The organism is Mesorhizobium sp. M1217 (assembly GCF_040318275.1).
Taxonomy (GTDB): domain Bacteria; phylum Pseudomonadota; class Alphaproteobacteria; order Rhizobiales; family Rhizobiaceae; genus Mesorhizobium.
This window is the reverse complement of record NZ_JAMYMA010000015.1, coordinates 20028-44706: the sequence shown is the minus strand read 5'-3', so window position 1 is coordinate 44706 and position 24679 is coordinate 20028. Positions and strand designations below refer to the sequence as shown.

At 61.7% G+C, this 24679-nt stretch carries 23 protein-coding genes and 1 pseudogene; 13 read left to right on the top strand and 11 right to left on the bottom strand.

Annotated elements, in window-relative coordinates; all coding sequences use genetic code 11:
• Positions 1-227: 227 nt before the first annotated feature.
• The 4 genes from NKH37_RS23570 to NKH37_RS23555 form a co-directional block, all read right to left on the bottom strand.
• Positions 228-4946 (bottom strand): alpha/beta fold hydrolase, encoded by a 4719-nt coding sequence (locus NKH37_RS23570; RefSeq protein WP_353041550.1) that lies wholly within the window; start codon positions 4944-4946, stop codon positions 228-230.
• Positions 4947-5188: 242 nt separating this feature from the next.
• Positions 5189-6682: a cysteine synthase A gene (gene cysK, locus NKH37_RS23565; RefSeq protein WP_353041548.1), complete on the bottom strand. Its 1494-nt coding sequence runs from the start codon at positions 6680-6682 to the stop codon at positions 5189-5191.
• A 122-nt stretch (positions 6683-6804) separates the two neighbouring features.
• Complete coding sequence (locus NKH37_RS23560; protein WP_353041546.1) at positions 6805-8079, bottom strand: MFS transporter; 1275 nt, start codon at positions 8077-8079, stop codon at positions 6805-6807.
• Between the two features lie 108 nt (positions 8080-8187).
• The gene (locus tag NKH37_RS23555) at positions 8188-9474 is read right to left on the bottom strand and encodes an ROK family transcriptional regulator (protein WP_353041544.1); all 1287 of its coding nucleotides are present in this window, start codon (positions 9472-9474) and stop codon (positions 8188-8190) included.
• 216 nt (positions 9475-9690) lie between these two features.
• Here NKH37_RS23555 and NKH37_RS23550 point away from each other — a divergent pair, with 216 nt between their 5' ends.
• The 9 genes from NKH37_RS23550 (at position 9691) to NKH37_RS23510 (ending at position 17575) form a co-directional block, all read left to right on the top strand.
• Entirely contained in the window at positions 9691-10095 is a 405-nt protein-coding gene (locus NKH37_RS23550) for a recombinase family protein (RefSeq protein ID WP_353041542.1), read from the top strand.
• A gap of 148 nt (positions 10096-10243) precedes the next feature.
• Positions 10244-10513, top strand: coding sequence for a recombinase family protein (locus NKH37_RS23545; protein WP_353041649.1), 270 nt, complete (start codon positions 10244-10246; stop codon positions 10511-10513).
• Positions 10514-10843: 330 nt separating this feature from the next.
• Positions 10844-11413 carry a hypothetical protein gene (locus NKH37_RS23540; protein WP_352642159.1) on the top strand — a complete coding sequence of 190 codons (570 nt, stop codon included), beginning with the start codon at positions 10844-10846 and terminating at the stop codon, positions 11411-11413.
• A gap of 262 nt (positions 11414-11675) precedes the next feature.
• Positions 11676-12116: a hypothetical protein gene (locus NKH37_RS23535; protein WP_353041541.1), complete on the top strand. Its 441-nt coding sequence runs from the start codon at positions 11676-11678 to the stop codon at positions 12114-12116.
• A gap of 717 nt (positions 12117-12833) precedes the next feature.
• Positions 12834-14036, top strand: coding sequence for a plasmid partitioning protein RepA (gene repA, locus NKH37_RS23530; protein ID WP_023723090.1), 1203 nt, complete (start codon positions 12834-12836; stop codon positions 14034-14036).
• Positions 14037-14113: 77 nt separating this feature from the next.
• Positions 14114-15079 (top strand): plasmid partitioning protein RepB, encoded by a 966-nt coding sequence (repB, locus tag NKH37_RS23525; protein WP_352642163.1) that lies wholly within the window; start codon positions 14114-14116, stop codon positions 15077-15079.
• 156 nt (positions 15080-15235) lie between these two features.
• Positions 15236-16441 (top strand): plasmid replication protein RepC, encoded by a 1206-nt coding sequence (gene repC, locus NKH37_RS23520; protein ID WP_353041539.1) that lies wholly within the window; start codon positions 15236-15238, stop codon positions 16439-16441.
• 229 nt (positions 16442-16670) lie between these two features.
• Positions 16671-17060, top strand: coding sequence for an antitoxin Xre/MbcA/ParS toxin-binding domain-containing protein (locus NKH37_RS23515; protein ID WP_353041537.1), 390 nt, complete (start codon positions 16671-16673; stop codon positions 17058-17060).
• Positions 17057-17575 (top strand): RES family NAD+ phosphorylase, encoded by a 519-nt coding sequence (locus NKH37_RS23510; protein WP_352642169.1) that lies wholly within the window; start codon positions 17057-17059, stop codon positions 17573-17575. The genes NKH37_RS23515 and NKH37_RS23510 overlap by 4 nt, the downstream gene beginning before the upstream one ends.
• 133 nt (positions 17576-17708) lie before the next feature.
• On the opposite strand, the gene NKH37_RS23505 is transcribed toward NKH37_RS23510, so the two are convergent.
• From NKH37_RS23505 to NKH37_RS23495, 3 genes are read right to left on the bottom strand one after another with little or no spacing between them, the layout of a single operon-like run.
• Positions 17709-18842, bottom strand: a complete 1134-nt coding sequence (locus tag NKH37_RS23505; RefSeq protein WP_353041535.1) for a site-specific integrase — start codon at positions 18840-18842, stop codon at positions 17709-17711.
• On the bottom strand, positions 18839-19225 hold the full coding sequence (locus tag NKH37_RS23500; protein WP_353041533.1) for a type II toxin-antitoxin system VapC family toxin: 387 nt from the start codon (positions 19223-19225) through the stop codon (positions 18839-18841). Before NKH37_RS23500 ends, NKH37_RS23505 begins: the two co-directional genes overlap by 4 nt.
• On the bottom strand, positions 19225-19482 hold the full coding sequence (locus tag NKH37_RS23495; protein ID WP_031195575.1) for a type II toxin-antitoxin system VapB family antitoxin: 258 nt from the start codon (positions 19480-19482) through the stop codon (positions 19225-19227). Before NKH37_RS23495 ends, NKH37_RS23500 begins: the two co-directional genes overlap by 1 nt.
• Positions 19483-19652: 170 nt before the next feature.
• On the opposite strand from NKH37_RS23495, the gene NKH37_RS23490 reads away from it, so the two are divergent.
• Together NKH37_RS23490 and scpB are read left to right on the top strand one after the other, a co-directional pair.
• Positions 19653-20609, top strand: a complete 957-nt coding sequence (locus NKH37_RS23490; protein WP_353041531.1) for a DUF1403 family protein — start codon at positions 19653-19655, stop codon at positions 20607-20609.
• A gap of 2 nt (positions 20610-20611) precedes the next feature.
• Positions 20612-21319 (top strand): SMC-Scp complex subunit ScpB, encoded by a 708-nt coding sequence (gene scpB / locus NKH37_RS23485; protein ID WP_353041529.1) that lies wholly within the window; start codon positions 20612-20614, stop codon positions 21317-21319.
• A 41-nt stretch (positions 21320-21360) separates the two neighbouring features.
• Here scpB and NKH37_RS23480 read toward each other — a convergent pair whose 3' ends face one another.
• Together NKH37_RS23480 and NKH37_RS23475 are read right to left on the bottom strand one after the other, a co-directional pair.
• Complete coding sequence (locus tag NKH37_RS23480; RefSeq protein WP_352642177.1) at positions 21361-21885, bottom strand: RES family NAD+ phosphorylase; 525 nt, start codon at positions 21883-21885, stop codon at positions 21361-21363.
• Positions 21882-22268: a hypothetical protein gene (locus tag NKH37_RS23475; protein ID WP_352610130.1), complete on the bottom strand. Its 387-nt coding sequence runs from the start codon at positions 22266-22268 to the stop codon at positions 21882-21884. Before NKH37_RS23475 ends, NKH37_RS23480 begins: the two co-directional genes overlap by 4 nt.
• Here NKH37_RS23475 and NKH37_RS23470 point away from each other — a divergent pair.
• Entirely contained in the window at positions 22245-22667 is a 423-nt protein-coding gene (locus NKH37_RS23470; RefSeq protein WP_353041527.1) for a DUF982 domain-containing protein, read from the top strand. The two genes, NKH37_RS23475 and NKH37_RS23470, sit on opposite strands and share 24 nt — an antisense overlap.
• A 273-nt stretch (positions 22668-22940) precedes the next feature.
• On the opposite strand, the gene NKH37_RS34080 is transcribed toward NKH37_RS23470, so the two are convergent.
• Positions 22941-23102 carry a DUF6894 family protein gene (locus tag NKH37_RS34080; protein ID WP_502897854.1) on the bottom strand — a complete coding sequence of 54 codons (162 nt, stop codon included), beginning with the start codon at positions 23100-23102 and terminating at the stop codon, positions 22941-22943.
• 191 nt (positions 23103-23293) lie between these two features.
• On the opposite strand from NKH37_RS34080, the gene NKH37_RS23465 reads away from it, so the two are divergent.
• Positions 23294-23554 (top strand): hypothetical protein, encoded by a 261-nt coding sequence (locus NKH37_RS23465; RefSeq protein ID WP_352642178.1) that lies wholly within the window; start codon positions 23294-23296, stop codon positions 23552-23554.
• 378 nt (positions 23555-23932) lie between these two features.
• Here the strand turns inward: NKH37_RS23465 and NKH37_RS23460 are convergent.
• Positions 23933-24650 (bottom strand): annotated as a pseudogene (locus NKH37_RS23460) (aspartate/glutamate racemase family protein).
• Positions 24651-24679 lie beyond the last annotated feature (29 nt).

Here is a 24679-nt window from a genome sequence, read left to right as displayed (position 1 = left end):
ATGCCGGCTCGGGAATATGCCCGATTTGGCTTTCGGGTCTTGGTGTTGTGCGGCGAAGTTGCACCGGCTCCGACTCGGCTCATCATCCGTGAGCTGGTTTCCGTATTCCGGCCGCGATTGGGCGATTGTTCCCGGCGCTGCTGACCCATGCGCGAGCTGCGTGACCGCAACTTGCCTGCCCTACAGGCAGCGTAAACCTTCGAGGCAACTGCGTGGATGCGGAGGAGTCACACCGTGGCGGCTATGCGATCGCGCACGATATTTCCGGCCGGATCCTCCGTTTCGAAGAAATCCTCCCGCATCTGCATTTCTGTGTAGAGCTTGGCCGCTTCCGCGAGAGTGGCATCCGCGCCAGCGATCTTGCCGCGCCGCTTCGCAAGCCCGAGAGCTAGCAAGGAGCGGGCAAGCTCCGGCCGTAGTTCAACCCGCCTGGCAAGGCTGCAGGCCTGTTCGAGCCAACTAATGGCCGATCTGGAAGTTTTCAGCTCGGCAAGGCCGCGCAGTGCGACGATCTCGCTCCACGGATCGCGGCGTCCCCGTGCAAGCTCGAGCGCATGGCCGAGATTGGCCGCGGCTTCCGGCTCACAGAGGCGCGCACGCACGCATGCGAGTACAGCGCGCGCGTGACATTCGAACTGGGCAAGATCGAGCCGCTCAGACTCGGTCACCGCCATCTCCAAGGTGGCGCCCGCGTCGTGGTTGCGGCCTAGCAGGAATTCCGCATGCCCGAGCACCGTCAACAGCCATGGCCGGAGTAGGATAGATCCGCTGGTCGCGGCTTCGGAGGACCACAATTGCAGCGCCTCGACAAGCGTCGGCTCGGGCCCGCGCAGGACGCCCACCACACCGGTGAAATAGGCGGCCGCGCAGCTGTCGATCGGGCGCGCCACTTCGGCGGCGACCTTCTGCAACTCGCCAAGCGAGCGCTCCGCATCGTCGAACCGGCCAAGGCGCGCTTCCGCCTGCGCGCGGTGCCCCAGGTACCAAACCGCACGAGCACCGAGCTGTCCGAAACGCTCAAGACGCCAAGCTTTGGTGAATCTCTCCTCATGCGGAACAAGCCGCTCCAGCACCTGCCGCGCCTCGCTGCGGATCAGAAGCGCCTGTGAGGCGGCCAGATCCGACTCGCTTATGCAGCGCTGCACGCCGTTTGCCGTCGCGCCGCGCTTGAGTGTATCGGCCGGTTCCAGCGCCTCCTCGTAGCGGCCGTGGGAGCTGTTGAGATAGCTCAAGTGGAGCAACACGTCGGAAATGAGTTGCGGATCGCCCAGTTCCATGGCCAGTTCGCGCGCTTCCAACAGCTGCGGCAGCACCTTCCGATAGGCACCGAGGGCGCCGTAGGCGGGCCGCATCCGCACCCGCAGGTTGATCGCCTGGGCGAGGGTTTTCGGATTTCGGGGCAACGCGGCGACCGCTTTGCGGGCGCTTTCGAGGAACTGGACCGCGGCGGAATAGGCCGAGCGTTCCTCGGCCCGACCCGCCGCTTGCAGCAGATAATCCGCGGCAGGTTCCCATGCCTCGGCACGAAGCGCGTGTTCGGCCAGTTGCTCGATGTGGTGGTTCAGCGATCCGGCATAGAGTCTTTCCATCGCAACCAATGCAGCCCGATGCAGCCTTTTTCGGTCCTCTGCCAGGAGGGATTCGTAGGTCACCTTCAGCGTCAGCGCGTGCTTGAACGTATATTCCACGTGAGGATAGCTCTGGACCTCGAACAGGAATTCCAAAGTCTGCAGTTTGGCCAGGCATACCTCCAGCTCCGCCTCCGAGAGCGACGAGAGCGCCCGCAGCAGCGGATACGGAACATTCTTGCCGATAACCGAAGCGAGTTGGAGTGCCTGCCTTTCCGAGTCACCCAGCTGCTGGATGCGTGCGGCGATGAGCGATTGAACCGTCGACGGGATGGTGATGGATTCCACCGGTCTCGTGAGCTCGTAGCGGCCCGACTGGCCGGCAAGGACGCCGTCCGCCACCAGTCCGCGCACCATTTCTTCCAGGAATAGCGGCGTGCCCTCGGCCCGCTCGGCAAGTGATTTCCGCAGTTCCCCCAAATTGGGATCGAGTCCCAGCAATTCGGTGAGGAACTGCTCCATTTCGTCCCGCGCGAACCGCTCGAGCCTTATCTGCTGGAAATAGCCGCGGCGGTTCCATTCGTGCCGGTACTGCGGCCTGTAGGTGGCGAGCAGCATGATACGGTTGGCGCCCATGACTTCGACCAGCCTGTTCATTACGGCCTCGCTCTCGGCATCCATCCAGTGCAGATCCTCGATAAGCACGGCTACGGGCGCGGCCCGGCTCAAGGCAACGAGAAAGGCGCTCATCGCCTCGGATACCCGTGAGGTCCGCTCTCGCGCATCGAGATGCTGCCAGGAAGAATCGTTGATCGGCAGGTCCGCCAGGAAGGAGAGCGGCGCCGTGTGACGTGGATCCAGGTTCAGCTCCGCCTGTTTGAAGGCAAACAGGCGCTGGGCCTCCGCCAGGCCGTCTTCGCCGCGAATGCCACAAGCCGAGAGCAGCAGTTTCTTTACAGCGCCCAGAGTAACTGACGAATCAAACTCCAGACCGCCGCATTCAAGCACAGTAAAACCAGCCACCTCGTCGAGGGAAAGAAATTCATGGGCAAGCCTCGACTTGCCCATGCCGGGGTCGGCGACGATCCCGACGACCTGGCCGTGGCCCTCCCTGACCCTGCGCCAGGTTGAAAGAAGGATTTTGAGCTCGAGCTCGCGCGCCACCAGTCCGGTGAGGCCACGGTTGGCCCTCAGGTGCCAGCGCGACAGCGCGTAATTTTCGCCCAACAGCTCGTAAATGCGTTCGTCGCGGCCAAGGTGCGGATGCTCCGAATGCGCCAAGCGGTGCATCTGCACATAGCCCCCCGCGGCTGCGCGCGCTCGGCCTGTCGCGGCGATCGTCGCACGGTGCAAGGCACGCATCAGCCGGTTGGCTGCACGCGGCGCGGCTCCGGCCAGTTCAACCTTACTGGCTTCGGTCGTCCATTGCTGCCGTACGATCACCTCGCCGGTGTCTATTGCGGCCCTCAACTGGATCCCGCCCTGGGAAAGCTCCTCCACAGCCAGCTTGGCCGCAAGCGCGGCGCGGCACGCAAGATAAGCGTGATCCTCGGTGGCGCGAGCGAGGCCGAATGCTGCGGTGATTGTCCCGTCAGCAGCCGACGTGACGACGCCGCCGTGGCTTTCCACGACTTCTATCACCCGATCCTCGACGGGCTGGAATTCGCGAATTGCTACTTCCGGATCCGCCGTTTCGAGGAGATGCACGGGACTGATCACTTCCGCGGCCAGCACTGTTATGTACTGCCGAGAGCGGTTGATTCCCAAGGACGCCGGAGGGCCTGCCAGTTGCTGCGTCTGTTCGGGGTCGGCGAGGAAACGACGCGTCTCTTCCACGAAGGTCGCGAATGCCGGTTCATGGCCAAGCAGCACGTGGTTGACGCTGTCGAGCGCGACGAAACGCGCGCCGGGGATTTTCCCAGCCATCGCCTGGCCATGATCGAACGGAATGACTGCGTCCCTCGTGGCATGCATCACCAGGGTCGGAACGCGGACCCGCGGTAACAGCTCGTCCACGTCGATGACGGCGCCTTCCTCGAAGATGCGATGGGCAATCTCGGGCGAGACGGTATTGCGTTGCAGCTCGTTGTACCAATTCCTCTGTTCCGGCGTTGCTTGCGGAATGAAGAGAGAGGTGAACATCTGCCGGAACACCGGGTCGTCTTGGCCCCAGCCTTCCTGTATCAGCGCTCCCATCGCTTCGCGGCGGGCTATTTCGCGCTGATTGCCCCGTTTGCGCCAGCCTTTGGTAAATCCGCCATACAGCACCATCCCGGCCACGCGCTCAGGATGCCGGACGGCATAGGCTATCGAAACGGCGCATCCCTGGGAAATGCCAAGCAGGGAAACGCGGCGCAGACCGGCCGCATCGATGATGCTCTCCAGGTCGGCGACCATGGCCTCGAAGGATAGGTCGGCGGGATACCGATCCGATAGGCCGTTCCCGCGCTGGTCGTAGCGTATCAGCTGGTAGTGCGCGGACAGGCCCTCGATCCAATGCTTCCATACCGGACTGTCCCATTCGAGCTCGAGATGGGACATCCAGTGGGCGGCCCTTACCAAAGGGGGGCCTTGACCACTCAAGGAATAGGCGAGGCGCGCGCCGTCGGGCGTTGTGCACCGCCGGATCTCCTGCGCAAGGACCCGCTCCGGCGCAGGGGGGAGCTGTATCTCCGCCCCCGGCCAAACCTGGGTCGGAGTGACGCTCTCACCGGCGGGAGCGACCTCCGTGTCCGTTCTCGAGGCGCGGCTCTGGACCATGGCGGATTGCCGTGCTGCCTCGCTCAGCCGACGGATGTCTGCTCGAAGAGCCTCGTCTCCGGGCTCCAGCCCGTGCAGGACATGGGCGTACGGAAGCGCCCGCGCCGGCTCATCCGCCAGCCGGTCGACTAGCACCCGAAGGATGCGCAGATGCGTCACGTGCAGTTCGTCGGCGGTCGCAATGCGCCAGGCTTCGAATTCCGGACAGCGCGGCAGTGAGAGGTCATCCAGGAAACGTCCGCGAAACGCTCCGGCGAGGGCTTCCAGCTTTTCCCGATCGAGAGCCTCTATGTCGCGAGTGCCAACGCCGCGGAGCGGCGCGATGTCCAGCACGATTTCGCTGGTGTTCAGGCGAACTGCGTTGCGGTCGGCTTGCAGGATCTCGCCGTCCCCGAGGTCGACGACCTGTCGGATCTTCGAGAGACTCCAGCGCAGGGCGCCGCGAGGATCGTCAGGTACCTCCCAGAACATTTCGCAAAGGCGCTCGCGCCGCTGCGGGCGCTCTACGAGCGCAAGATAGGCCAGCAGCGCCCGCGTCTTTTTCGAAGGCGGCAAGGAAACGACCTCGCCAAGGCGAAGGACGGTCAGATCTCCGAGAACGCGAATTTCGAGCGACACTTTGTTGATCCTAGTGCGCCTGCTAAATTAGCGATGGATTGTATCAAGTCCGTGCCGCTGCCGAAAGCGTTCGTTTCCGGAGCGCGAGGTTTCCGCCTGCGCTGATTGCTCTTCTCTTGGTGGGAAGGCCGACAAGGCCGACACGGACAAGTACAGATGAAAGCCGAGCCGGAACGGGATCACGCCCGTTCCGCTCGCTTGATGGTGGCGACGGCACTCTGAAAAGACCCGGAGGCGGGATCTCACGCTGCCGCGCGCACCCATCGAGGCAGCAGGTTCTCGGGATTTGCGCATGCGCCGGGCGTGTAGTTTGCGCCGACAAACTCCAGCCGGGCGGCGAGCGTGCCGTCCCGCCAGGCCGCAAGCGTATCCATGCAGCCACCGATATGCTCGCCGCCGACAAAGACCTGCGGAATTGTAGGCGAACCGATCCGGGCCCTCAGGGCCTTGCGGATTTCTCCGTCCAGGCCGTTCTTCTGGAATTCCGGAGTATCGATTTCGATGGACCTGTAGGCGATTCCGGCACGGTCGAAGAGCTTTCTTACCGTCCAGCAGAATTCGCACCATGTCAGCGCGAACATGACCACCGGACGCTCCGGATCATGGATCGCCTTGTCGACCATCGCATGCGCCGACTGATCGATTTGGATTTCGTTTACGGGTGCCGATGAAAGGGCGAAGGACGGCGGCCGGTCGAAGCGGTAGCCGGGTGTGGAGCGAGAGATCGCCTCTTCGGCGGGCGACATGTCCTCGCTGATGTGATCGAACAGGATCGTGCTGAGATACCGCTCACCCGTATCAGGCAACATACAGAGCACGTTCCGGTCCGGGCCGACGCGTCGAGCAATTTCCAGTGCCCCGCTCAAAGTTGCTCCGCCGGAGATGCCCGCCAGTATTCCTTCTTCCGTCGCAAGCCGGCGCGCGGTTTCCAGAGCGCTGGCGCCTGAAACGGGTATGATCTCGTCCACAAGATCGTCAGCCATCGCCTTGCCGACGATCTGCGGAATGAAATCAGGGCTCCACCCCTGCATCGGGTGTGGCCGGAACCGAGTATGCGCCCGAGTCGGCAGCCCCTGTTCGTCGAAAGTTTGAGGAATGCCACTCGACAGCAGCGCCGAATTGTCGGGCTCGCAGACTATGATCCGCGTTTCCGGCCGCTCGCGCTTGAGCACTCGCGCCACACCGGCAAGTGTTCCGCCGGTCCCGGTGCCGGTGACCCAGTAGTCGAGTGGACGGTCCTGGAATGCCGCGATGATTTCGAGCGCTGTCGTGCGGGCATGGACATCGACGTTGACGGGCGTCTCGAATTGCCGGCAGAGGAACCAGCCGTGCGCTCCGGCCAGCTCGACCGCCTTGGCGAGCATGCCGCTGCCGCGCTCGACGGCAGGGGTCAACACGACCTTGGCACCGAAGAAACGTATCAGCTTGCGGCGTTCGAGGCTGGCGTTCTCCGGCATGACGATGACGAGAGGATAGCCTTTCCGCGCGCAAACCATGGCAAGTCCGATGCCCGTGTTGCCGCTCGTCGCCTCGATCACCGTCTGGCCAGGCCGAAGTGTACCGGAACTCTCCGCTTCTTCGATGATCGCGGCGGCAAGACGATCCTTGACCGAGCCGCCAGGATTGAACGCCTCGATCTTGGCATAGAGCGAAGCGGCACCATTGTTGATGCGGGAAAGGCGGACGACCGGCGTGTCGCCGATCGTGTCGAGAATGCTGTCGTAGATACTGCTCATCTCAGCTGTCCTTGCCTGGTGATGACGGTGCTCCGCCCTCTTCGATCTCTGAGGTTGGCAGGAAGGCCGTGGTTTGCAGCGTTCGAACCAACGTGGAATTAAGCGGAGTTTCGACGTTTGAATCAGCGGCTTATCGCAGGATCCGCAAGGCGGCCGCATGGGAACTGCGCTCTCGCGCCGGATGATGCCGCCAATACGCCCAGAACCACGAGATTGGCCGCGCCTGCGACAGATGCCACCAGGAAAGCGGGCCCATAGCTGCCGAAGCTGTCATAGACGAACCCGCCGAAATAGCCGGCCACGCCCATGCCCACCCAGGCGATCAGCATGACGATGCCGAGTGACTGACCAAAGCGTTCGGCTGGCGCAAACTGGTGCACGCAGAGGATCAGGCATGTCATGTTCCCGGCAAAGCCGAAGCCGAAAACCGCCGACAGCACCAGCAGGCTCACTTGCTGGCCCAGCGCGGGAAAAATCGCAACGCATGCAGTCTGAATAAACGACGCCAGGGCGTAGGCAGAAAGGTTGCCTGCCCGGTCGGCGAGGAGCCCGAATGCGATCCGCCCGATGGCGCCGAACAGCATGGCGATCAACACGCTAAGCGATCCGACATCCGAAGACCCGCACACGGCCGTGACGAAACTCGTGAGGTGCGTCAGCGGGACGCCCATGCAGGCGCAGCAAAGGAAGGCTGCGGCAGATAGCAGCGTCACCGGGGAAAGATGGCCACCTTGGAAGCCTGGCGTCGCTGAAAAACGCACCGGTGCGGCAAGGATCCGATCTACGGGCGGCGCCTGAACCGCCGGCATGAAGATCGCCAGCGCAGCCGTCGTCGCCACAGCTATGATCGCGTATGCGAGGCGCCAGCCGACACCGTCGATCAATGCATTTGCGGCGTAGGGCAGTATGCCCTGACCAAGGGCTCCGCCTGCTGTGACGATCCCTATCGCCAGGCCGCGCCGGCGGTCGAACCAGAGTCCGGTTACGCCAAGTACCGGCGCGTACAGACAGGCAAAACCTAGCCCGCCCAAAGCGAAGTTGGCCGCATAGATCTGCCAGAGCGAAGTGGCGAAGGAAAGCGCGGCGAGCGCGATCACCATGCCGGCCGAGCCGATGAATAGCAGTGTTCTGATATTCAAACGGTCCGCAAGCCGGCCCCAGAACAGCCCGCCCAGGGCCATGCCGACGCTCGATAGCGTGTAGGCAAGGCTTATATCGGCTCGCGACCAGCCAAACTCCGCCTCAAGCGGTCTGATGAAGACGGATGTGAGCGCCAGGCTGCCAAATCCGAAAGCCATGGCGGTCGTGGCGCCGGCCGCAGCCAACAGGCCGCGTAGCCGTCTTGCGCTGTCGGGAACCTCCCTGCCTCCAGTTGGTAATGATTGACGATTCGACATGTTCCTGCCCTCGAACGACCTCTTCGAGGCTGTCATCGGCCAGCGGTATGGAAGCAGGCGTGTGCGTCAGCGTGGAAAGCTCCAACGCGGGCCGTGGAAACGGCGGTACTAGATCGGAAGCTGCAGCAGCTCGGAAATCACCAGACCGGCTGCGCCAACGAGGGCGGCCCGGTCGCCTGCATCGCCGGCAATGAATTCGATGGCGCCGCCCGGTCGTGTCGGAACCATGCTGCGCACATGCTCCGCGATTGCGCCCAGCAGGCGATCGCCGCCCAGCACGACATCGCCATGCATGATGAAAATGTTGGGCGCCACCGTCTGCTGGAGATTGGCGATGCCGACGGCGACGTTGCGGGCATAGCGGTCGAGCAGTTCAGCCGCCCCCGGCAGCCGCCGCGCCGCCATGTCGACGAGGCGGGCCGAGTCGATCAGGTCGGGTTCGGGCAGAGCCGCGCGGGCGGCCTCGCGCCGGAGCCAGCTCAAGGTGGCGATGGTGTCCCAGCAGCCGCGCCTGCCACAGCGGCAGGGCTCGCCGTCGAGCTGCACGAAAGTGTGTCCCAGTTCGCCGCCTGCGCCTGCCGTGCCACGATAGAGGTGCCCGTCGAAATAGAGTGCGCCGCCCAGAACCTCGCCCGTGTAGACAACCGCGAATTGCCTCACGCCGCGCCCGGCGCCGAACCAGCGGTCACCGACCAGCAAGGCGCGCGGATGATGGTCGAGCTTGACCGGCAGGCCGAAGCGTCGCCCGAGCTCGTCGGCAAGCGGGTAGCGGTCGAGCGCCGGCGCGAGATTGACAGCGACGATCGACCCGCGATCGGTGTCAACCATGCCGCCGACGCCAACACCGATCCCGAGAGGCGTGCGCCGCGCCCTTGAGAGAGTGTCGCCGACGCATTCGGCGATGGTCTCGATGATTGGCCGGACCGGACCCCTGCCGTCCGGCAGGGCCATCTTGCGTTCCGATTCGATCTTGCCGTCGAGCGTCGCCACGCAGGCATGCACGGAATCCGGCATGAGCAGCACACCGCAGATCGGACGGGCATTGGGCGAAAACCACAGCGGCCGGGCCGGCTTGCCGCCCCCCGGACTGGGAGGAACCGGCTCGCTCTCGACCAGCACCTGATCGTCGATCAGCGGCTGCACGATTCCGGAAATGGTGGTGCGGTTGACCCCGGCCAGGCGGGCCAGTTCAGCCCTGCTCGTCGGCCCAAGATCGAACAGGGCCTGCAGCACACGGCCGCGATTGGTCGAGCCGACCATCGAGGACGACAGCAGCGCCTTGCGCCGGCGCGAAACCCGCTCCGCGCCGGACGCATCGCCGGGCGGCGTGAACAGAGCGCTGCATCCGCCATTCGGGCGCCCATCGTCGGTATCGTCCATCGTCGGGTTTTTCATAAGGGGCATCCTGCCAGTTCTTCTAACCCAGGACCTTACCGGTTTCGAGCACTTTGTGCGAGCAGGCAACAAACTCGTGCATTGCCAGACAAGATGCGTCGCCAATGTTCAAAGACACTGAGATCTGCGGGCCGCCGAGTGGGGAATTCACCGAATGCGACAGAGTTCTGAAAGACATTTCGTGTCTCTGGGGTTGTTCAAGCCCAAGGAGACCCCATGGCTTTCGAGTTGCAGACAGCGCCCCCTATCCGTGCGGCGCAGTACATTCGCATGTCCACTGAACATCAACTCTATTCCCTGGAGAACCAGGCGATGGCCATTAGAGAGTACGCGGAGCGGCGCGGATACACTATCGTCCAAACCTACGAAGACGCTGGGAAAAGCGGCCTGAGCATAAGAGGTCGCGACGGACTGAAGCAGTTACTGGCCGATGTCATGACTGGCCAAAAGACTTTCTCGGCAATCCTCGTTCTTGACGTCAGCCGCTGGGGCGCTTTCCGGATACGGACCAGTCCGCTCATTACGAGTTTATCTGTCGTGATGCAGGCGTCGCGGTGGAATATTGCGGCGAAGAATTCGAGAACGACGGCAGCATGGTCTCTGCAATCCTCAAGACCATGAAAGGGGTGATGGCAAGCGAGTACAGCCGCGAGCTATCCGCAAAGGTCTCCAGAGCGCACCTGCAGCAGGCTCGTCTCGGATTCAGACAGGGCGGACCTGTGCCCTACGGCGTCAGGCGACTGTTGCTGGATAAAGATGGGGAGCCCCGATACCTTCTCGGCTCTGGAGAACAGAAAGGGCTCGCTGGCGACCGCGTTCTCCTTGTGCCGACCCGCCGAACGAAATCGAGCTTGTCAGGCGCATCTTCAACATGTTTGTTGCTGAAGGGCAGAGCATGGCCGGCATATCGGTTCGTCTGAACAAGGAAGGAGTGCCCTCCACATATGGCTATGTGTGGACGACCGGGCGCGTCGCATCCCTCCTCAAAAGCGAGTTGATGATAGCTACTATGTCTACAACCGAACGTCGCACAGTATGAGTAGCCGATCCAAGCCAAACATTCCCGATAAATGGGTCCGTATCCGGGTCATGGAGCCGATTGTGACGGTTCAAATATTCGAGAGGGCACAACTCGCAAGGGGAAAGCGCGGGTACACCTATACAAAGCCCGAAAGGCTCAACGAAATTCAAGACGGATCAGCGCAGCGGAATCGCCTTAAATTGAAACGCGCAGGGCTTTTATTCTGAATGCGGCCGAATTCTTATTGGCCCACGTGAGCTCCTGGCATTCTTGATACTCTTTGACAGAACCGCACTGCCCGTGTAGGTGTCCGTGGTCCTCGGACAGCGGACAGCGGATCGGAATCAAATGAAAAGCCAGGACATCGTCGTCCTGCTCAAGCTCGTCAGCCTTCAGGAGCAGGAGAAAGAAAAAGGTGTCGAAACTCTGCGCCGAGAAGCGCAGGGCGAGGATCCATACTCGGTGCGCAATCTGGAGTCTTCTCTTGGCATAAGCAAGACGGAGGTCAATGCATCCATCAATCGAAGTCTTGCATCCGGTATCGCGGCCAGGGACAGAGACACGGGCCGAGCGAAGCCGAGCCGCAGGAGCCTGCAGAATTTCATCGTGCACGGGTTGAAGTTCGTTTTTCCAGCGAAGCCCGGAGCAATGCAGCGCGGAATCCCGACCGCTTTTGCGGCGCCCATCCTAAAGAACGCGCTAATAAGCGCTGGCAGCTACATCCATGTGTGGCCCTATGCCAGCGGCCGCGACATGGGACAATCGGTGACGCCGTTGTTCAAAAGCGTACCTGAAGCCGTTCAAAAGGATGATCGGCTGTACGAGTATCTTGCCCTTGCGGACGCAGTAAGACTCGGAAACCAGCGCGAGGCTGGCCTCGCGGCGGAGCGTCTTGCGGAAAGGCTCGGGCAGAAATGACCAGCATCCAAGGCCAGCTACTAGCAATGCTAAGGGCTGTCGCGGAAGCTCTAGGCGATGACCTGCGCAAACGTCTTGTGTTCGTCGGCGGATGTACGACCGCTCTTTTCATCACCGATGCCATCACGCTCGAGGATGTCAGGGCAACTGACGACGTCGACCTAATTGTCGATCTGGCCGGCTTTTCGGAATGGGGGCAGCTCCTGGAACGGCTTCGAGAGCGGGGTTTCTCGGAGTCACCTAACGACCGTGTCATTGCCGAATGCATCTTGGCCAGATCAAAGTCGACTTCATGCCGGACGATCCCAAAATCCTCGGATTCAGCAATCGTTGGTATGAAGCGGGTATTGAGACGGCGGTCGATTGTCCGTTGGACGATAAGCTCATCATCCGCCTCTTAACACCGGCACTCTTCGTCGCGACGAAGCTGGAGGCATATCTCGGCAGAGGTGGGAACGATCGGCTTTTTAGCCGAGATGCCGAGGACATACTTTTGATCGTCGATGGCCGAGAAGAGTTGGTCGCTGAGCTGGGAGGCGCCGAACAGGAGGTCCGTACCTATATCGGCGACCAGTTCAAAGACATGCTTGCAGCCCCAGATTTCGACGACTTTCTGGAAGGCAATATCAGAGGGCCCCAAGGCCGGGTCGAGATTGTGCGCCAGCGATTCATTGCGATAAGCCAATATGCCAGCGGTGGCTGACCTGGTCTTTCAAAGTCGGACACCAGGCAGGACACAAGAACTCCGGACAACCGCGACCATGATCCGACGCCGCTGCCGCCATGCTGACGCAGGTGCTCGAAGTCTAGTGCGCCACGGTGTTGAGAGCGAGCTTCGCCATTATGGACCGGGGAGCGTTCTCCCATGAACTCGAGGCTGTCTCGTTCCGGAAAGTATGCTTCCCGGTGTTGATCAGGCTTAACCTCGGCCTTGAGGAGGGCTTCACCCACTCCTTCAACGGTCTCCCTTCACGGTCTTCATTGTAGTCGGCTATTCCGATATCGGCCTCGCCCCCAGCCGGTCCGCTCCTCGAGCTGAAAGAGTCAGTCTGGCGTTGAGCGGCTTACCCTAACCGGCAACGAACCCAACCGGCCACGTGCCATCGGATCCGATGCCCTGCCCTGCCCTGCCCGCCGCACTTGCATCCCGCCTCTGAGCGTGCCTGATTTACTGCCGTAAAATATGATCCTTATGACAGAGAAAACATGCCGTTAGCTTGGATAGCAAGGCAATACCGTACTCAAAAAACCGAGCAGCTGCCTTCGTGATGGCAAGAGCAGCTGGCAGCAAGAAAATCCGGTCAGTGCCGTTAACCTTTTGTTAACCCAAAACTTCTTGCCGGAGCCGCCCGAATCGGAGCTTAATGGCGCTTGTTGAGTGAATTGCTCACAAAAAGCGCCAATTCAGGTTTCGACAGAAATGAATATCTCCATGCGGCTGCCACGCTTCGAGTTCGATGACAAGATCCTCGAGCAGGGCGCAGAGATATCGCGGCGGCTTAACCAGCTCCGCATGGAGAAGTTTCCGCCAAACGCAACAAAGACGCTTCGTCCTTTTTCGCTGGCGGAAGTGGCCCACTACCTCGGGGTCTCGCAGAACAATCTCAAGCGCCTCCATCTGGAGGGCAAGGGCCCCCTGCCCGAGCAGATACCATCCGGACGCCGTTCCTATACCGCCGAACAGATGCTTGAACTGCGTCATTTTCTGGATCGGCATGGCAGGACCGAGGTAAAAAAATACGTCCCGCACCGCAAGCCTGGAGACAAGCTCCAGGTGGTTGCTGTCGTCAATTTCAAGGGCGGCAGCGGCAAGACGACGACTGCGGCCCACCTCGCCCAGCACCTTGCGCTGACCGGGCACCGCGTGCTTGCCATCGATCTCGACCCGCAGGCGTCACTTTCGGCTCTTCATGGCTTCCAGCCGGAACTCGATCGCAATCTCTCTTTGTATGAGGCGATCCGGTACGACGACGAGCGCAAGCCGATATCCGACGTCATCGTGCCTACCAATTTTCCGGGCCTGGATATCATCCCGGCCAACCTCGAGCTTCAGGAGTATGAGTACGACACGCCGCTTGCCATGCAGGACAAATCGTCCAGCGTTGGCCGCCAGTTCTTCACCAGGATTGCAAAGGCCTTGGCCGAGGTCGACGAGCGCTATGATGTGGTCGTGGTCGATTGCCCGCCGCAACTTGGCTACCTCACCTTGACCGCCATGTCGGCGGCGACGTCGGTTCTCATCACCGTCCACCCCCAGATGCTCGACCTGATGTCGATGAGCCAGTTCCTGCTGATGCTCGGCGGCATATTGAAGACCATCAAGGCCGCCGGTGCTGCGATCGAGCTGGATTGGTTCCGCTATCTGATCACGCGCTACGAACCCACCGACATTCCCCAGGCACAGATGGTCGGGTTCATGCAATCGATGCTTGCCGGCCAGATCCTTGAGAATCCCATGCTCAAGTCGACGGCAATCTCGGATGCAGGACTGACGAAACAGACGCTCTACGAGGTGGAAAAGTCGTCTTTTACCCGTTCGACCTACGAACGGGCGCTCGAATCGCTGGATGCGGTGAACTCCGAGATTGTTGCGCTCATCCATCGCGCATGGGGGCGGTCATGACGGCGCATTTTACGGCAGTAAAAAGTGGAAATTTTGCTCGTGAAATCAGCCGACTAGCTGCGAATCGGAGTGATTGAATGGCGCGCAAGGATGTATTCGGCAGTGTGATGGGCCCCGCGACGTCGGTCGCCGACAGCGGGGATGTCTCGGGCTATGCGGTTCGCGGGGCATCCCGGTCGATCATGCAGTCATTCGAGGAGCTCTCTAAGAGTTCGGTCGTCGATCTCGATCCGGGGTTGGTCGACACCTCATTCGTCTCGGATCGCATGGACGATGACGATGAAGCATTTCATGAGCTGCTGGCGGCGATTCGCGAGCGAGGGCAGGATTCTCCGATTCTGGTCAGGCCCCACCCGAATAGTTCCGGCCGGTTTCAGACCGTCTTCGGCCACAGGCGCGTCAAGGTCGCACGCCAGCTGGGCAGGCCCGTTCGTGCAGTCGTCAAGAAGATCGGCGATGAGGACCATGTCATCGCGCAGGGCCAGGAGAATGCTGCCAGGGCCAACCTGTCCTTCATCGAAAGGACGCTTTTTGCCGATCGCATTCTCAAGCGGGGCCATTCGCCGGAGACGGTGAAGTCGGCCCTTGCGCTCGACGATACGACCTTCTCGAAAATGCGCTCCGTGACCAACAACATTCCCGAGCAGGTCATTGTGGCCGTCGGCGCCGCCAAGAGCATAGGCCGGGACCGCTGGTGGCAGCTTGCCAAGCTCATGGAGCATCCCCGGACCGCCGCACGGGCGGCAGAGTACGTGACAAGTGCCGATTTCGCCGAACCGGGCAGTGACGCTCGTTTTGGTCGTCTGTTCGACTTTTTGAATGCGCCGGTGAAGCAGCCGCGAGCCGCATCGAAGCCTCAGGAAAAGGCCTGGGTGCCCCAGGACAAGTCGGTCCGAGCCAAGATCACCGACACGGGAAAGGTGTTTACGCTTGCCTTGAAGTCAAAGGATGCATCGCCCTTCGGCGCATTCATCGCCGACAAGCTCGACGAGCTTTTCGAGGCTTTCAGGGCATCGGAAACGGCAAAGAAAACAGGAGACTGAAACCGCAAAAGAAAAAGGCCCCCGAACGTCACCGTCGCGGAAGCCCTTCTCAGGTCTGTAGCAAGCTGAGAATCGCATTTCCCCGAATCACTGTCAAGAGTCGTTGGCGTCGTTTCGACGAGCAGTTTTCTTTTGCCTGATTGAAAGGCGAGGGAAATGGAGAGTGGTTATGCGACGACGCCCTTTGGGCGGCGGCCGATGACGCTTGCCTTGGTGCAAGCGAACACGGCATCACGAAAGATTCCTGAAGGGGCCGCCGTCGAGAAATGGCAGGTGTATCGCTGGCTGTGCGAGGGCAAGACGATCATAGGCGTGGGAGATCGCGCCCTGGCCGTCCTGAGCGGACTGCTATCGTTCTATCCGGACGATCAGATCAGCGAAGAGAACGGGCTGATGGTCTATCCTTCGAACGCGCAGTTGTCACTGCGGGCGCACGGCATGGCCGATTCCACGCTGCGCAGGAACCTGGCCGAACTGGTGAATAGCGGACTGATCATCCGCCGAGACAGTTCAAACGGCAAACGGTTCGCTCGCAAGGCAAAGGGCGGCGCAGTCGAGGAGGCGTTCGGGTTCTCGCTGGCGCCACTGCTTGCACGGGCCGCGGAGTTTCAGGAGGCTGCCGAGCAGGTCCGCGCCGACAGCCGGGCGCTCAAATTAACGCGGGAGCGGATCACCCTCCATCGGCGCGACATTCACAAGCTGGTCGAAGCCGCGATCGACGAGGGCGCTCCTGGCGACTGGGGAACCATTTGGAGGCGGTTCAGAGCAATCGTGGAGGCTATTCCTCGGCGGGCAGGGCTGTCGGAGATGGAAGCGATTGTTGCGGAGCTCTCCTTGCTTCACGACGAAGTGGATATGATGCTGGAAAGCTTCATGAATTCCACGAATCCTAGCGGCAATGAGTCCCAAAATGAGCGGCAGCAATCTGATTCAAACACAGACTCCACATTTGTATTTGAACCAGCTTTAGAACAAAGCAGGGCGACGGTCGAACCAAGAACGGCCTACGCCGAGAAGCCGAAAGGCTTTCCGATAGGACTTGTGCTGAAGGCCTGCCCCGAACTTGCCGACTATGCCGCCCACGGAATCGCAAGCTGGCGCGATTTGATGATCACCGCCGCCCAGGTGCGTGGCTACCTTGGCGTGTCGCCCTCGGCGTATGAGGAGGCTTGCCATGTGATGGGCCAGGAGGTCGCCGCGATCGTGATTGGCTGTATCCTGCAAAGGGCGCAGCATATCAACTCGGCCGGGGGCTATCTGCGCGTGCTGACCGAAAAGGCGAGGGCAGGACAGTTCTCGGTCGGACCCATGCTGATGGCAGCGCTTAAGGCCAATGGCACGACGGCAAGAATGACCGGCTAGGGGCTGGAAATTCTTGTGCGTAATGCTGCCGTTGCTGGTGGTCCGGGCGCGGTCGAGGAGACGAATGGCAAGGTGGTGTTCTGAGATCCACGTGCCAAGCAGCTCGCAAGCTGGTCTACGCAATCAGAGCCACCAAGCAACGTCATGCGCCTGCGGGCTTGAAACCAGTCGACAAGGCGCCATATGTTTTGCACAGTAAACGCGGCTACTAATATGACAAGGAAACTATATGGGGCAGGCCCTCAAAATATCCGTGCAGAATGGACCCCTGGTTTTGTCCTATATGGACCGGGCCGGGAAAATTGCCGTTGACCAGGTGGCCGACAGCTTTGGAATGTCCAAGGGTCAGTTGGCTCAGACGGCCGGGCTTGCCCGCGAAACCCTCTATCGGCCGGAGCGCAGCCGCACGGCCAAGACGCAGGGGCGTCTGCGCGAGATGCTCGAAATCATCAGCCGCGTGACGGATTGGGCGGGAGGCAAGGAACAGGCCATGGCCTGGTACCGAGCCCAGCCGCTGCCGGCATTCGGTGAACGCACCGCCGAAGCCCTCGTGAAGGACGGCAAGGCAGCTGCTATTCGCGACTACCTCGATCACATGGCCCTGGGTGGCTTTGCTTGAGGCTTGTCGGAACCTGCTACAGGGCGCATGATCCACGTTGGGCATTCAAGCCGAGTTCCGGTGATGGAGCGGCGATCAGGGGCGCTCGATTCAATCCCAAAGGTGTGCCCGCGCTATGTTTGGCGCTGACGGTCATGACGACTGTCAAGGAAGCCAACCAGGGCTTCGCGCATCGCATCGACCCCTGCGTGCTCTGCTCTTATGAGGTGGACTGCGAGGACATCACTGATCTGACGACCGAGCAGGGGAGGGGAGAATCTTCTGTCACGCTTACGGACATGGGGAGCGCCTGGGCCACGGCTCTCGGTAACGGCGAGCGACCTGCATCCTGGTCCATCTACGACCGGCTGCGGCCTGAAGGCATCGCTGGAATTCTGGTGCCGAGTTTTGCTCCGGGCGCGGAGACGGAGGACCGCAATCTGGTGCTATGGGACTGGGGCCCGGATCTTCCGCACAAGGTGAACGTGTTCGATCCGAGCGGTCGGCTGCCGAAAGACCAGCTGTCCTGGCGATGAAACAGGCCGGATGGGCAGGGGCGGTCCCGAACGACAGAAGTGACCAATTCGTTTAGCGAAAATGCCTGGTCAGGGTGGAAGGCGTGCGCGGATCCCGAGAGGCAAGAACGGCAGGGGAGGGGCTTTTGCCTCCTTAGAGGCCGGAAGCCTTGGTCAAGTTGATGCGGAAGCGATCTCTGCGACGCTGGTAGCGGCGGGTCATCTCCGCGGAGGCATGGCCGAGCTGTTTTTGCACATAGCGTTCGTCGACCTCGGCCGACGAGGCGAGGCCGGCGCGCAGTGAGTGGCCGGCGAATTTCTTGGCCCGTTCGCCCTCCGACAGATCGCCGCGCACGCCGGCGGCCAGGGCCGCGCGCTTGACCAGGCGTGCGACCTCCTGGTCGTTCAAGCGATCGACACCGACCGCTCTGCCTTGACCAGCAACGCGCCGGAACAGAGGTCCGTGCGCAATGCGCGCCAGTCTTAGCCAGGTCTGCAGAGCGACCACAGGGCAGGTGGCGTCGGAGGAGCCGCGGCCGATTTCGACCTCGCGCCAGCCGGTTTTGCCGCGCAATGTGACAAGCAGACCCTTATCGGTAAAAATCTCGACCCAGCCGCGTCCGTCCTCGGTCTGATCCCTGCCGACGTCGAGGCCGACGATTTCGGATCGGCGAAGGCCGCCGGCGAAACCCAAAAGCAGCATGGCGCGGTCGCGCAGACCACGCAGCGTGCCGCGGTCGAGCGTCTCGAGCATGGCGATCAGATCCTCGGGCAGGATCGCTTCCTTCTGCCGGGGAGGGGAGGCGTGGGTGTTGCGAACGCCAGCCATCACCGTGACGATATGCCGGTCCTTGCGGTCCAGCGGCTGGCCGCGCTGGGCAAAATTCCAGGAGAGCGACGAAAGCCGGCGCTCGATGGTTGAAACGGTGTTGGGCTTTTTGTCGCCAGTGGCTGTACCTGACGCGCAGGCGGCGATATAGAGCCCGGCGACCTGAGGATCGGGCGGGAACATCTCGATGCCTTGGCGCCGGCACCAGCTCGAAAAATGCTTCCAGTCGGCTGCGTAGGCGCGGCGCGTGTTGGCCGAACTCGCCGCCTCGATATAGTCGCGCGCGCGGCCGGCGAGCGCCTCAAGATGCGCAGGCAGGCTGGGATTGGCGATGGCTGGAAGGGGAGGGGGCGAGCCGTGGTCGGCATCGTCCATCTCCATGACGACGTCGATGATGTCGGGCATGTCGTCATCGCCGGAAGCAGCCGATGATCTTGGAGCGTCGTCAGTCATGCTCATGCCGCTTCGATATCCGTTTGAGAGAAGTCGTTGCCGATGAAAAGCAGCGGTTCGTCTGCACGCTTTGCCAAAGCATAGGAGAGGCAATCGGCAAAATTCAGCGCCGCCGGGTGGTGGCCCTTGCCGTAGGTCAGCCAACCCTGGGTCGCAAGATCAACCAATTCGGAGTCGACAGGAATGATGTCGGCCTCAATTTTGCGCAGCCAAAGATCGATCTCGGCCAACACGTGTTCGCCGCGCCTGCTGACCAGCACCATGCGTGCCTCGAGCACGCAGGTTGCCGGGACCAGACGGATTGGGTCGGAGACCAGCGCTCGTTCCAGCCGTGCTGCCTCAGGCTCGCTCCGAAGGATCGCTACAACGGCTGAGGTATCGATCACCATCAGTTAGGGATTCCATGCTCGTCATACCCGATGATCTCCTCGTCGCTGCGACTATCCAGTTCAGGCAATCGTGCCACTCTTTCTCGGATGGCGCGCAATTCTGCCAGCAGACGCTCCTGAGCGGTCTCTCCAAAGCCCAAGCGATGCAAGCGCTCGCTCAGGGCCTGATGAATGGCTGCTGTCTTACTGATACCCTGGCGGCGTGCGAGTTCATCGGCGAGAGCAACGGTGGCTGGATTTTTGATGTTCAGGGACACGAAAGACTCCAAAAGTCTACCTTTCAGGCGTCTTCTACCATGGTCCCCCAGCCCTCGTAAACAACGAATGATAATGCAATATTATCGTTCGTTATGTGCGCACGACAGCCTGTGCGTTTTGGTGCAAAGTTTGTCGCAAAAAGCGCACGGCTGCTTTACCCTCCACAATCATGATTCGCCTCGACCCCGCCGCCGCCATTCCCGTTCTCGAGCCGGTCGTCCCGGCCTGGGCGCTGGCCAACGGCGCTGTCGTCACCGACGCCGGCGCCGCCTTCTGTGCCGGCGCCGCCTTGAGCGCGCTCGAGACGCTCGCGCGCACGCAAGCCGGCTGGGCCGGCGCCTGGCGCCAGCGGCTGGCGCTGAAATGCGCTGCCGCCAGCATGCGGCTGGCCGGGCGCTCGGAGGACGAGGCCGCCTTGCGCGACGCATGGCATCTGCGCGAGGCCGGAGCCGATCCGGGCCCCGCCGGCGCCACCTTTGGCGCCTGGCGGCAGTTGGCCGGGCAGCCGCCCGCTGCCAGCGCCGATCAGCTCGAAAAGATCGTCGACCAGATGGGTCTCCATTGGGACGTTGAGGCGCTGACCACGGTTTGTGAACACATCGACGACCTGGCGCGCTCGGGGCGGCCGGCGCCGTTCGCCGCGGCGGCAATCGCCGCCCACGTCGTCGCCATGCAGTCCGACTCCGAGCTTTTTGCCTGGTGGCTCGCCGACCTGGTGCTGGCGCAAAACCTGCGCTGGCCGCGCCCGCTGCCGCTGCTGATGGCACACGCTTTTGGCCCGGCGTTTCGGTCCAAGTCTGGCGGCGGCAAGCGGATCCGGCCAGGCAAAAAAGGGTTTGAGCGGGCAGTGTGCCTGGCGCTGGCGCAAGCCGCGGCGGACGCCTGCCGGTTGGCCGCCGAGCTGTCGCGGCGCGCGGAGCGGCTCATCGCCGTCGCACCGAAGCTCAGGGCAAAGGGGGCGGGCGATGTGATCCAAAGACTGCTCGACGACGACGCCCTCTCCGGATCGCTGACGACCAAAAGCCTGTCGCGGTTTGCGGCGCGGCGCCTGTTCGACCGGCTGCAACAACTCGATGCCGTGCGCGAGCTTTCCGGCCGCACCACCTTTCGTCTGTTTGGGCTGTAGGGATGAGCGAAGCGTCCACCCGCCGCAAGCCGAACCAACAGTCGGCCTTGCTCGACACGGAGCTCGAACATCTGCCGCCGGAACTGCGCTGGCGCGAGTGGATGGGCCGCGTCGAAGCGGTTGTCTTTGCGGCCAGCGAACCAGTGCCACGCGAGGTGCTGGCGCGGGTCGTCGGCAAGAACTGCAATCTTGAGCTGATCATCGACGACATCCGCGCCGAGCTCGCCGGCCGCCCCTATGAGCTGGTCTCGGTCGCCGGCGGCTGGCAGCACCGGACCAGAAAGGTTTTTGGCGATGCCATTCACGCAGCCTTCGGCACGGCAGCGGGCGAGCGGGCAAAAGAATTGCCGCAGGCGGAGGCGCTTGTCTTGATGTGCATTGCCTACTTCCAGCCGATCACCCGTGGCGAGCTCTCCAGCTTTTTCGGCAAGGAGGTGTCGCGTGACCTGATCGGCATGCTTCGCGCGCAGGATCTTATCGCTTCGGGTCCGCGCTCGCCGCAACCTGGCGCGCCCTATACTTATGTGACGACGAAAACTTTTCTGTCGCAGTTCGGGCTCGACACGCTGCGCCAGCTACCCGATTTCGAGGCGCTCGAGGACGCAGGGCTGCTGTCGAAGGAGAAGCTGCTGGCCGGCGATATTCCAGCCGGGCTGGCGAGCGGGGAGTGCGACGGCGAGGACGATGTCGTTGGGGACCAAGCGCCATGACTGGGGGCGTCGTCGCGTTGCGATCCCAGAGACAGTCTAACTCAGGACCAGGACGACTGGTCGTGCGGCAACCGTTGATCGGGATCGTGAACCGCGACATGGTCGCCGTCGACAAGATTGGCCGGAAAGATCACCAGATTGGTGCCGCCGGCGTGACGCAGCGACGGAAACAGGATGCCCCGAAGTCCGGCGGTGATGACCAGATCCGCTAGCTTCCACGACGGCGGGATCTTCTTGTATATGCGAGCGACCTGGCGCCAGACACAATCCCACTCCTTCCACGCGCCATCCCAGATGTCCGGGTCGAACCCCTGCGACAGGTCGGCTACCTCGGCGAGCGTGATCTTGTAAGCGGCAAGGGTGGCGGGCGGGGTGATGCTGGCACCCTGCTTGTATTCATCAAGCGCCGTCTGGGTCGCACGCGACAGATAAAGTGCTTCGATGCCCGGCCGGTTGAAACGACCGCCGTCCATCGCCGCGCCTGCACCGCTGATGGGCAGGAAAGCCCATTTGGGAGTCAGATAGCGATGGAAGATTTCGTCTGGACCGATGCGGGTGATCCTCACCCGCGCGCCCCATTCTCGAGATCCCGGATAAAGGCCAGAACCGCCTCGACCTGGCCGTCGGCGACGAGCTCGGCTGCGGTACGATGGCCATAGTCGGCGATCGGTTCATTGCGGTACCAAAAGATCGCCTTGTTGACATCGCCGGTGAGTTCCGTCGCCGCCGAGATCACCTTCACCATCTCGCGCATCCGGCCCTGCAGGCGCTCCGATGACGGGTTGCGGAGCGTGTTGCGGTGGACACCGATCAACTGGGCCAAGTTGGCCACCTTCACGCCAAGCGCCTGCGACAGGCGCTTCGGCGAGATATAAGGCGTGCGCGGCTCCTGCAGGCTATCGACAAAGCCTGAAATCACCGTGGAATGTGCGAGCTGTGCGTGGGCCATGACAAATCTCCGACCTCTCATATGCACAATATATGCACATTTAGACGCATAGCAAGTGTACAAAGGCCCGACCCATTCCACCACACTGCTTGCCCTTCTTCATCCCCGTCGCGGTTGTTAGATAGCGGCGGCAATGCCCCCAATGTCAGCCGTAAGATCGCCCATTGGTTCGTCCCTCCGGTGTTCGTGAAGACTGAAACCGGCGACAGGCATGGCTGCAACAATGCGAGGACAGCCCTTGAGCAACTTAAGAGGTGGACCCGGAGAGGACCTCGCTGGCACAAGGCGGTGACCCTCTGCCTGTCAGATCTGGAGGGCGATCCGATTGATCCTCAGGTGGTACGAAAGGCCTTTGAGGCTGCCGCTAAGGAAGCCAAGATGTATCTCTCACCAGAGTAGGAACCCTCCACTCGTGTTCATCGGCCCGGTTCGCCATCCGGTCCAGCAGCTTACGGGATGCAATTACGCGGCGGGTTGCGTCAAGGGAGAGCCGAAGGCATCGATGTCTGCGCGCGCGCGACGCTCATTCAACCGAGAACTCTCTAATTGTAAGCGAGAGCTGTCTATTAAGTGATCCCAATCGGAAACCATCTTTGCAGACCTAGTGCGTCCGCATCTTAAACTCGATCATAGCCTCTAAGTACGTCTCGTTGGACTCGTCGCGAACGGTCATCACAAATTCTCTATAAGTGCCATCCGGCAGCTTATCCTTGGTAATCTCGACCAAGGCTTTAACACCTCTTGTTTTGCAGCTTCGAGGTCGGGGAGATCGGTACCCTCAACGTCAAGGAAGACTTTGCCAGTGTCGGTGAAGTCGAAGAAATAGCGCGGCATCCCTACACGCGAGAATGGTTCACGCTTGCGTTGCGATTGGCTGTGCAGCGGGCCGTGGCCGCTCTAATGGGCGCAACGCTAACGAGCGTGACCTGACGTCCAATGATGTCCGCGACATTTGGTTAAAAACGTACGCGCCAAGACTCATCCCCCCGATCGGCTTAGAGTTACTTCCGAAAGGAAGCGCTCTCATGCTGCCATTGCCCCACGCCCTCGATCCAAAAGTAGTTGCCGAGATCAACAATCTTCTAGACCATCACGCCGGGGCGGTACCGGTGCCCGTTCACAAGCTCGCCGCGGTTGTCCGGCTGCGCCTCAGAAGCCATCTTTCCATCGCGACTATTGAGGCGCTGATCGTGGACGAAGCCGAGTGTCGCCACCTGCCCATGCTGTTCGAACTGCCGGCAACACATGCGGCTGTAGTTTCATCTGCTCTGGGCCGTGCGATTTGAAGTTTAGGCGCTCTGCCGTCTGGCCACGAAAGCGGACCCTCAGGCTCGCGAAGCGGTATGCCCACGGCCTTCGATGATGAGCGCGAGCGGCCCCCCTTTCGGTCGTCCAAGTTGCGTTGGCCAACTTTCAAAAGCTGACGTCGCCTGAGCGACCCACTCACCGCACCACGGAGCTTTCTTGCTCGACCTGCAATCGGCCCCTAAATTCTCGCTAAGGAGAATGATGTTTTGGGCGGCGACACCTCGGCGTACGCGTCCGTTCGGCAGCAGAAAGGAAGGGGGGAGCGCTTCGGCGTGGATATGCTAAACGACTGACCACAGCTGGACGCACTCGATTGACTGCGGTTGGACGCCCTCCTTGCGAGGGGCCGCTCTGTATCATTCAAACCTGTCCAGCCCCTTCGCGCGCGCCGGCATGGCCCATACACCACGTTTGGAGGGCTCGAGGCCGCAACGTATCAGGGTCTCCGCAAGACCGACCGCGCCGCCGACTCCGTCCACCGCGGGAATATCGTGCTTGCGCTGGAGAGCGGATGCGAACTCGGCCATACCGGCGCAACCCAGCGCAATCCCCTCCGCCCCCAGCCTGATGCCTTCGCGTATGAACTCCGAGATCCGTTCGGACGCACCACTCTCAGGCCTCTCCAGCTCAAGGACCGGAATGTCGGAAGCAAACACCCGGCGGCAGCGATGGGAGAAGCCGTAGCGCCGAATGTTGTCTTCAATGAGCGGCATAGAGCGTGACAAAGTGGTCACGACACAGAAGCTGTGGGCGACAAGGCTGACGGCATGGAACGAGGCCTCACCGATGCCAATAACCGGCTTGGTGGCGATCGCCCTCGCCGTGTCGAGACCCGTGTCGTCGAAGCAAGCTATGATATGCGCGTCGACATGCTGCGCTTCCGCCGCGACAACCTGCTTGAGCAGGCCCGGCAAGCAGAGTGCGCCGTCAAATGGCCCTTCGATTGCTTCAGGTCCCACAGTTGGCTGCATGCCGACGATTTCGGTCCCCGGGGCCTGCCGCCGCCATAGCCGCGGCAACGATCCCTCTGGTCATTGAGGTGGTCGTGTTGGGATTGATGACGGCAATTCGCATTCGGCGTATCCTGGCCTGGTTCCGGTCGA

Bases quoted from the DNA above. Each gene is read 5' to 3' on its own strand.
- NKH37_RS23560 (WP_353041546.1), bottom strand. From the start codon at position 8,079: ATGTCGAATCGTCAATCATTACCAACTGGAGGCAGGGAGGTTCCCGAC.
- NKH37_RS23500 (WP_353041533.1), bottom strand. From the start codon at position 19,225: ATGGTGATCGATACCTCAGCCGTTGTAGCGATCCTTCGGAGCGAGCCT.
- NKH37_RS23540 (WP_352642159.1), top strand. From the start codon at position 10,844: ATGAAAAGCCAGGACATCGTCGTCCTGCTCAAGCTCGTCAGCCTTCAG.
- NKH37_RS23550 (WP_353041542.1), top strand. From the start codon at position 9,691: ATGGCTTTCGAGTTGCAGACAGCGCCCCCTATCCGTGCGGCGCAGTAC.
- NKH37_RS23475 (WP_352610130.1), bottom strand. From the start codon at position 22,268: ATGGCCCACGCACAGCTCGCACATTCCACGGTGATTTCAGGCTTTGTC.
- NKH37_RS34080 (WP_502897854.1), bottom strand. From the start codon at position 23,102: ATGCCGCGCTATTTCTTCGACTTCACCGACACTGGCAAAGTCTTCCTT.
- NKH37_RS23470 (WP_353041527.1), top strand. From the start codon at position 22,245: ATGTGCGAGCTGTGCGTGGGCCATGACAAATCTCCGACCTCTCATATG.
- scpB (WP_353041529.1), top strand. From the start codon at position 20,612: ATGAGCGAAGCGTCCACCCGCCGCAAGCCGAACCAACAGTCGGCCTTG.
- NKH37_RS23535 (WP_353041541.1), top strand. From the start codon at position 11,676: ATGCATCTTGGCCAGATCAAAGTCGACTTCATGCCGGACGATCCCAAA.
- NKH37_RS23505 (WP_353041535.1), bottom strand. From the start codon at position 18,842: ATGAGCATGACTGACGACGCTCCAAGATCATCGGCTGCTTCCGGCGAT.
- repC (WP_353041539.1), top strand. From the start codon at position 15,236: ATGGAGAGTGGTTATGCGACGACGCCCTTTGGGCGGCGGCCGATGACG.
- cysK (WP_353041548.1), bottom strand. From the start codon at position 6,682: ATGAGCAGTATCTACGACAGCATTCTCGACACGATCGGCGACACGCCG.
- NKH37_RS23555 (WP_353041544.1), bottom strand. From the start codon at position 9,474: ATGAAAAACCCGACGATGGACGATACCGACGATGGGCGCCCGAATGGC.
- repA (WP_023723090.1), top strand. From the start codon at position 12,834: ATGAATATCTCCATGCGGCTGCCACGCTTCGAGTTCGATGACAAGATC.
- NKH37_RS23490 (WP_353041531.1), top strand. From the start codon at position 19,653: ATGATTCGCCTCGACCCCGCCGCCGCCATTCCCGTTCTCGAGCCGGTC.
- NKH37_RS23465 (WP_352642178.1), top strand. From the start codon at position 23,294: ATGCTGCCATTGCCCCACGCCCTCGATCCAAAAGTAGTTGCCGAGATC.
- repB (WP_352642163.1), top strand. From the start codon at position 14,114: ATGGCGCGCAAGGATGTATTCGGCAGTGTGATGGGCCCCGCGACGTCG.
- NKH37_RS23515 (WP_353041537.1), top strand. From the start codon at position 16,671: ATGGGGCAGGCCCTCAAAATATCCGTGCAGAATGGACCCCTGGTTTTG.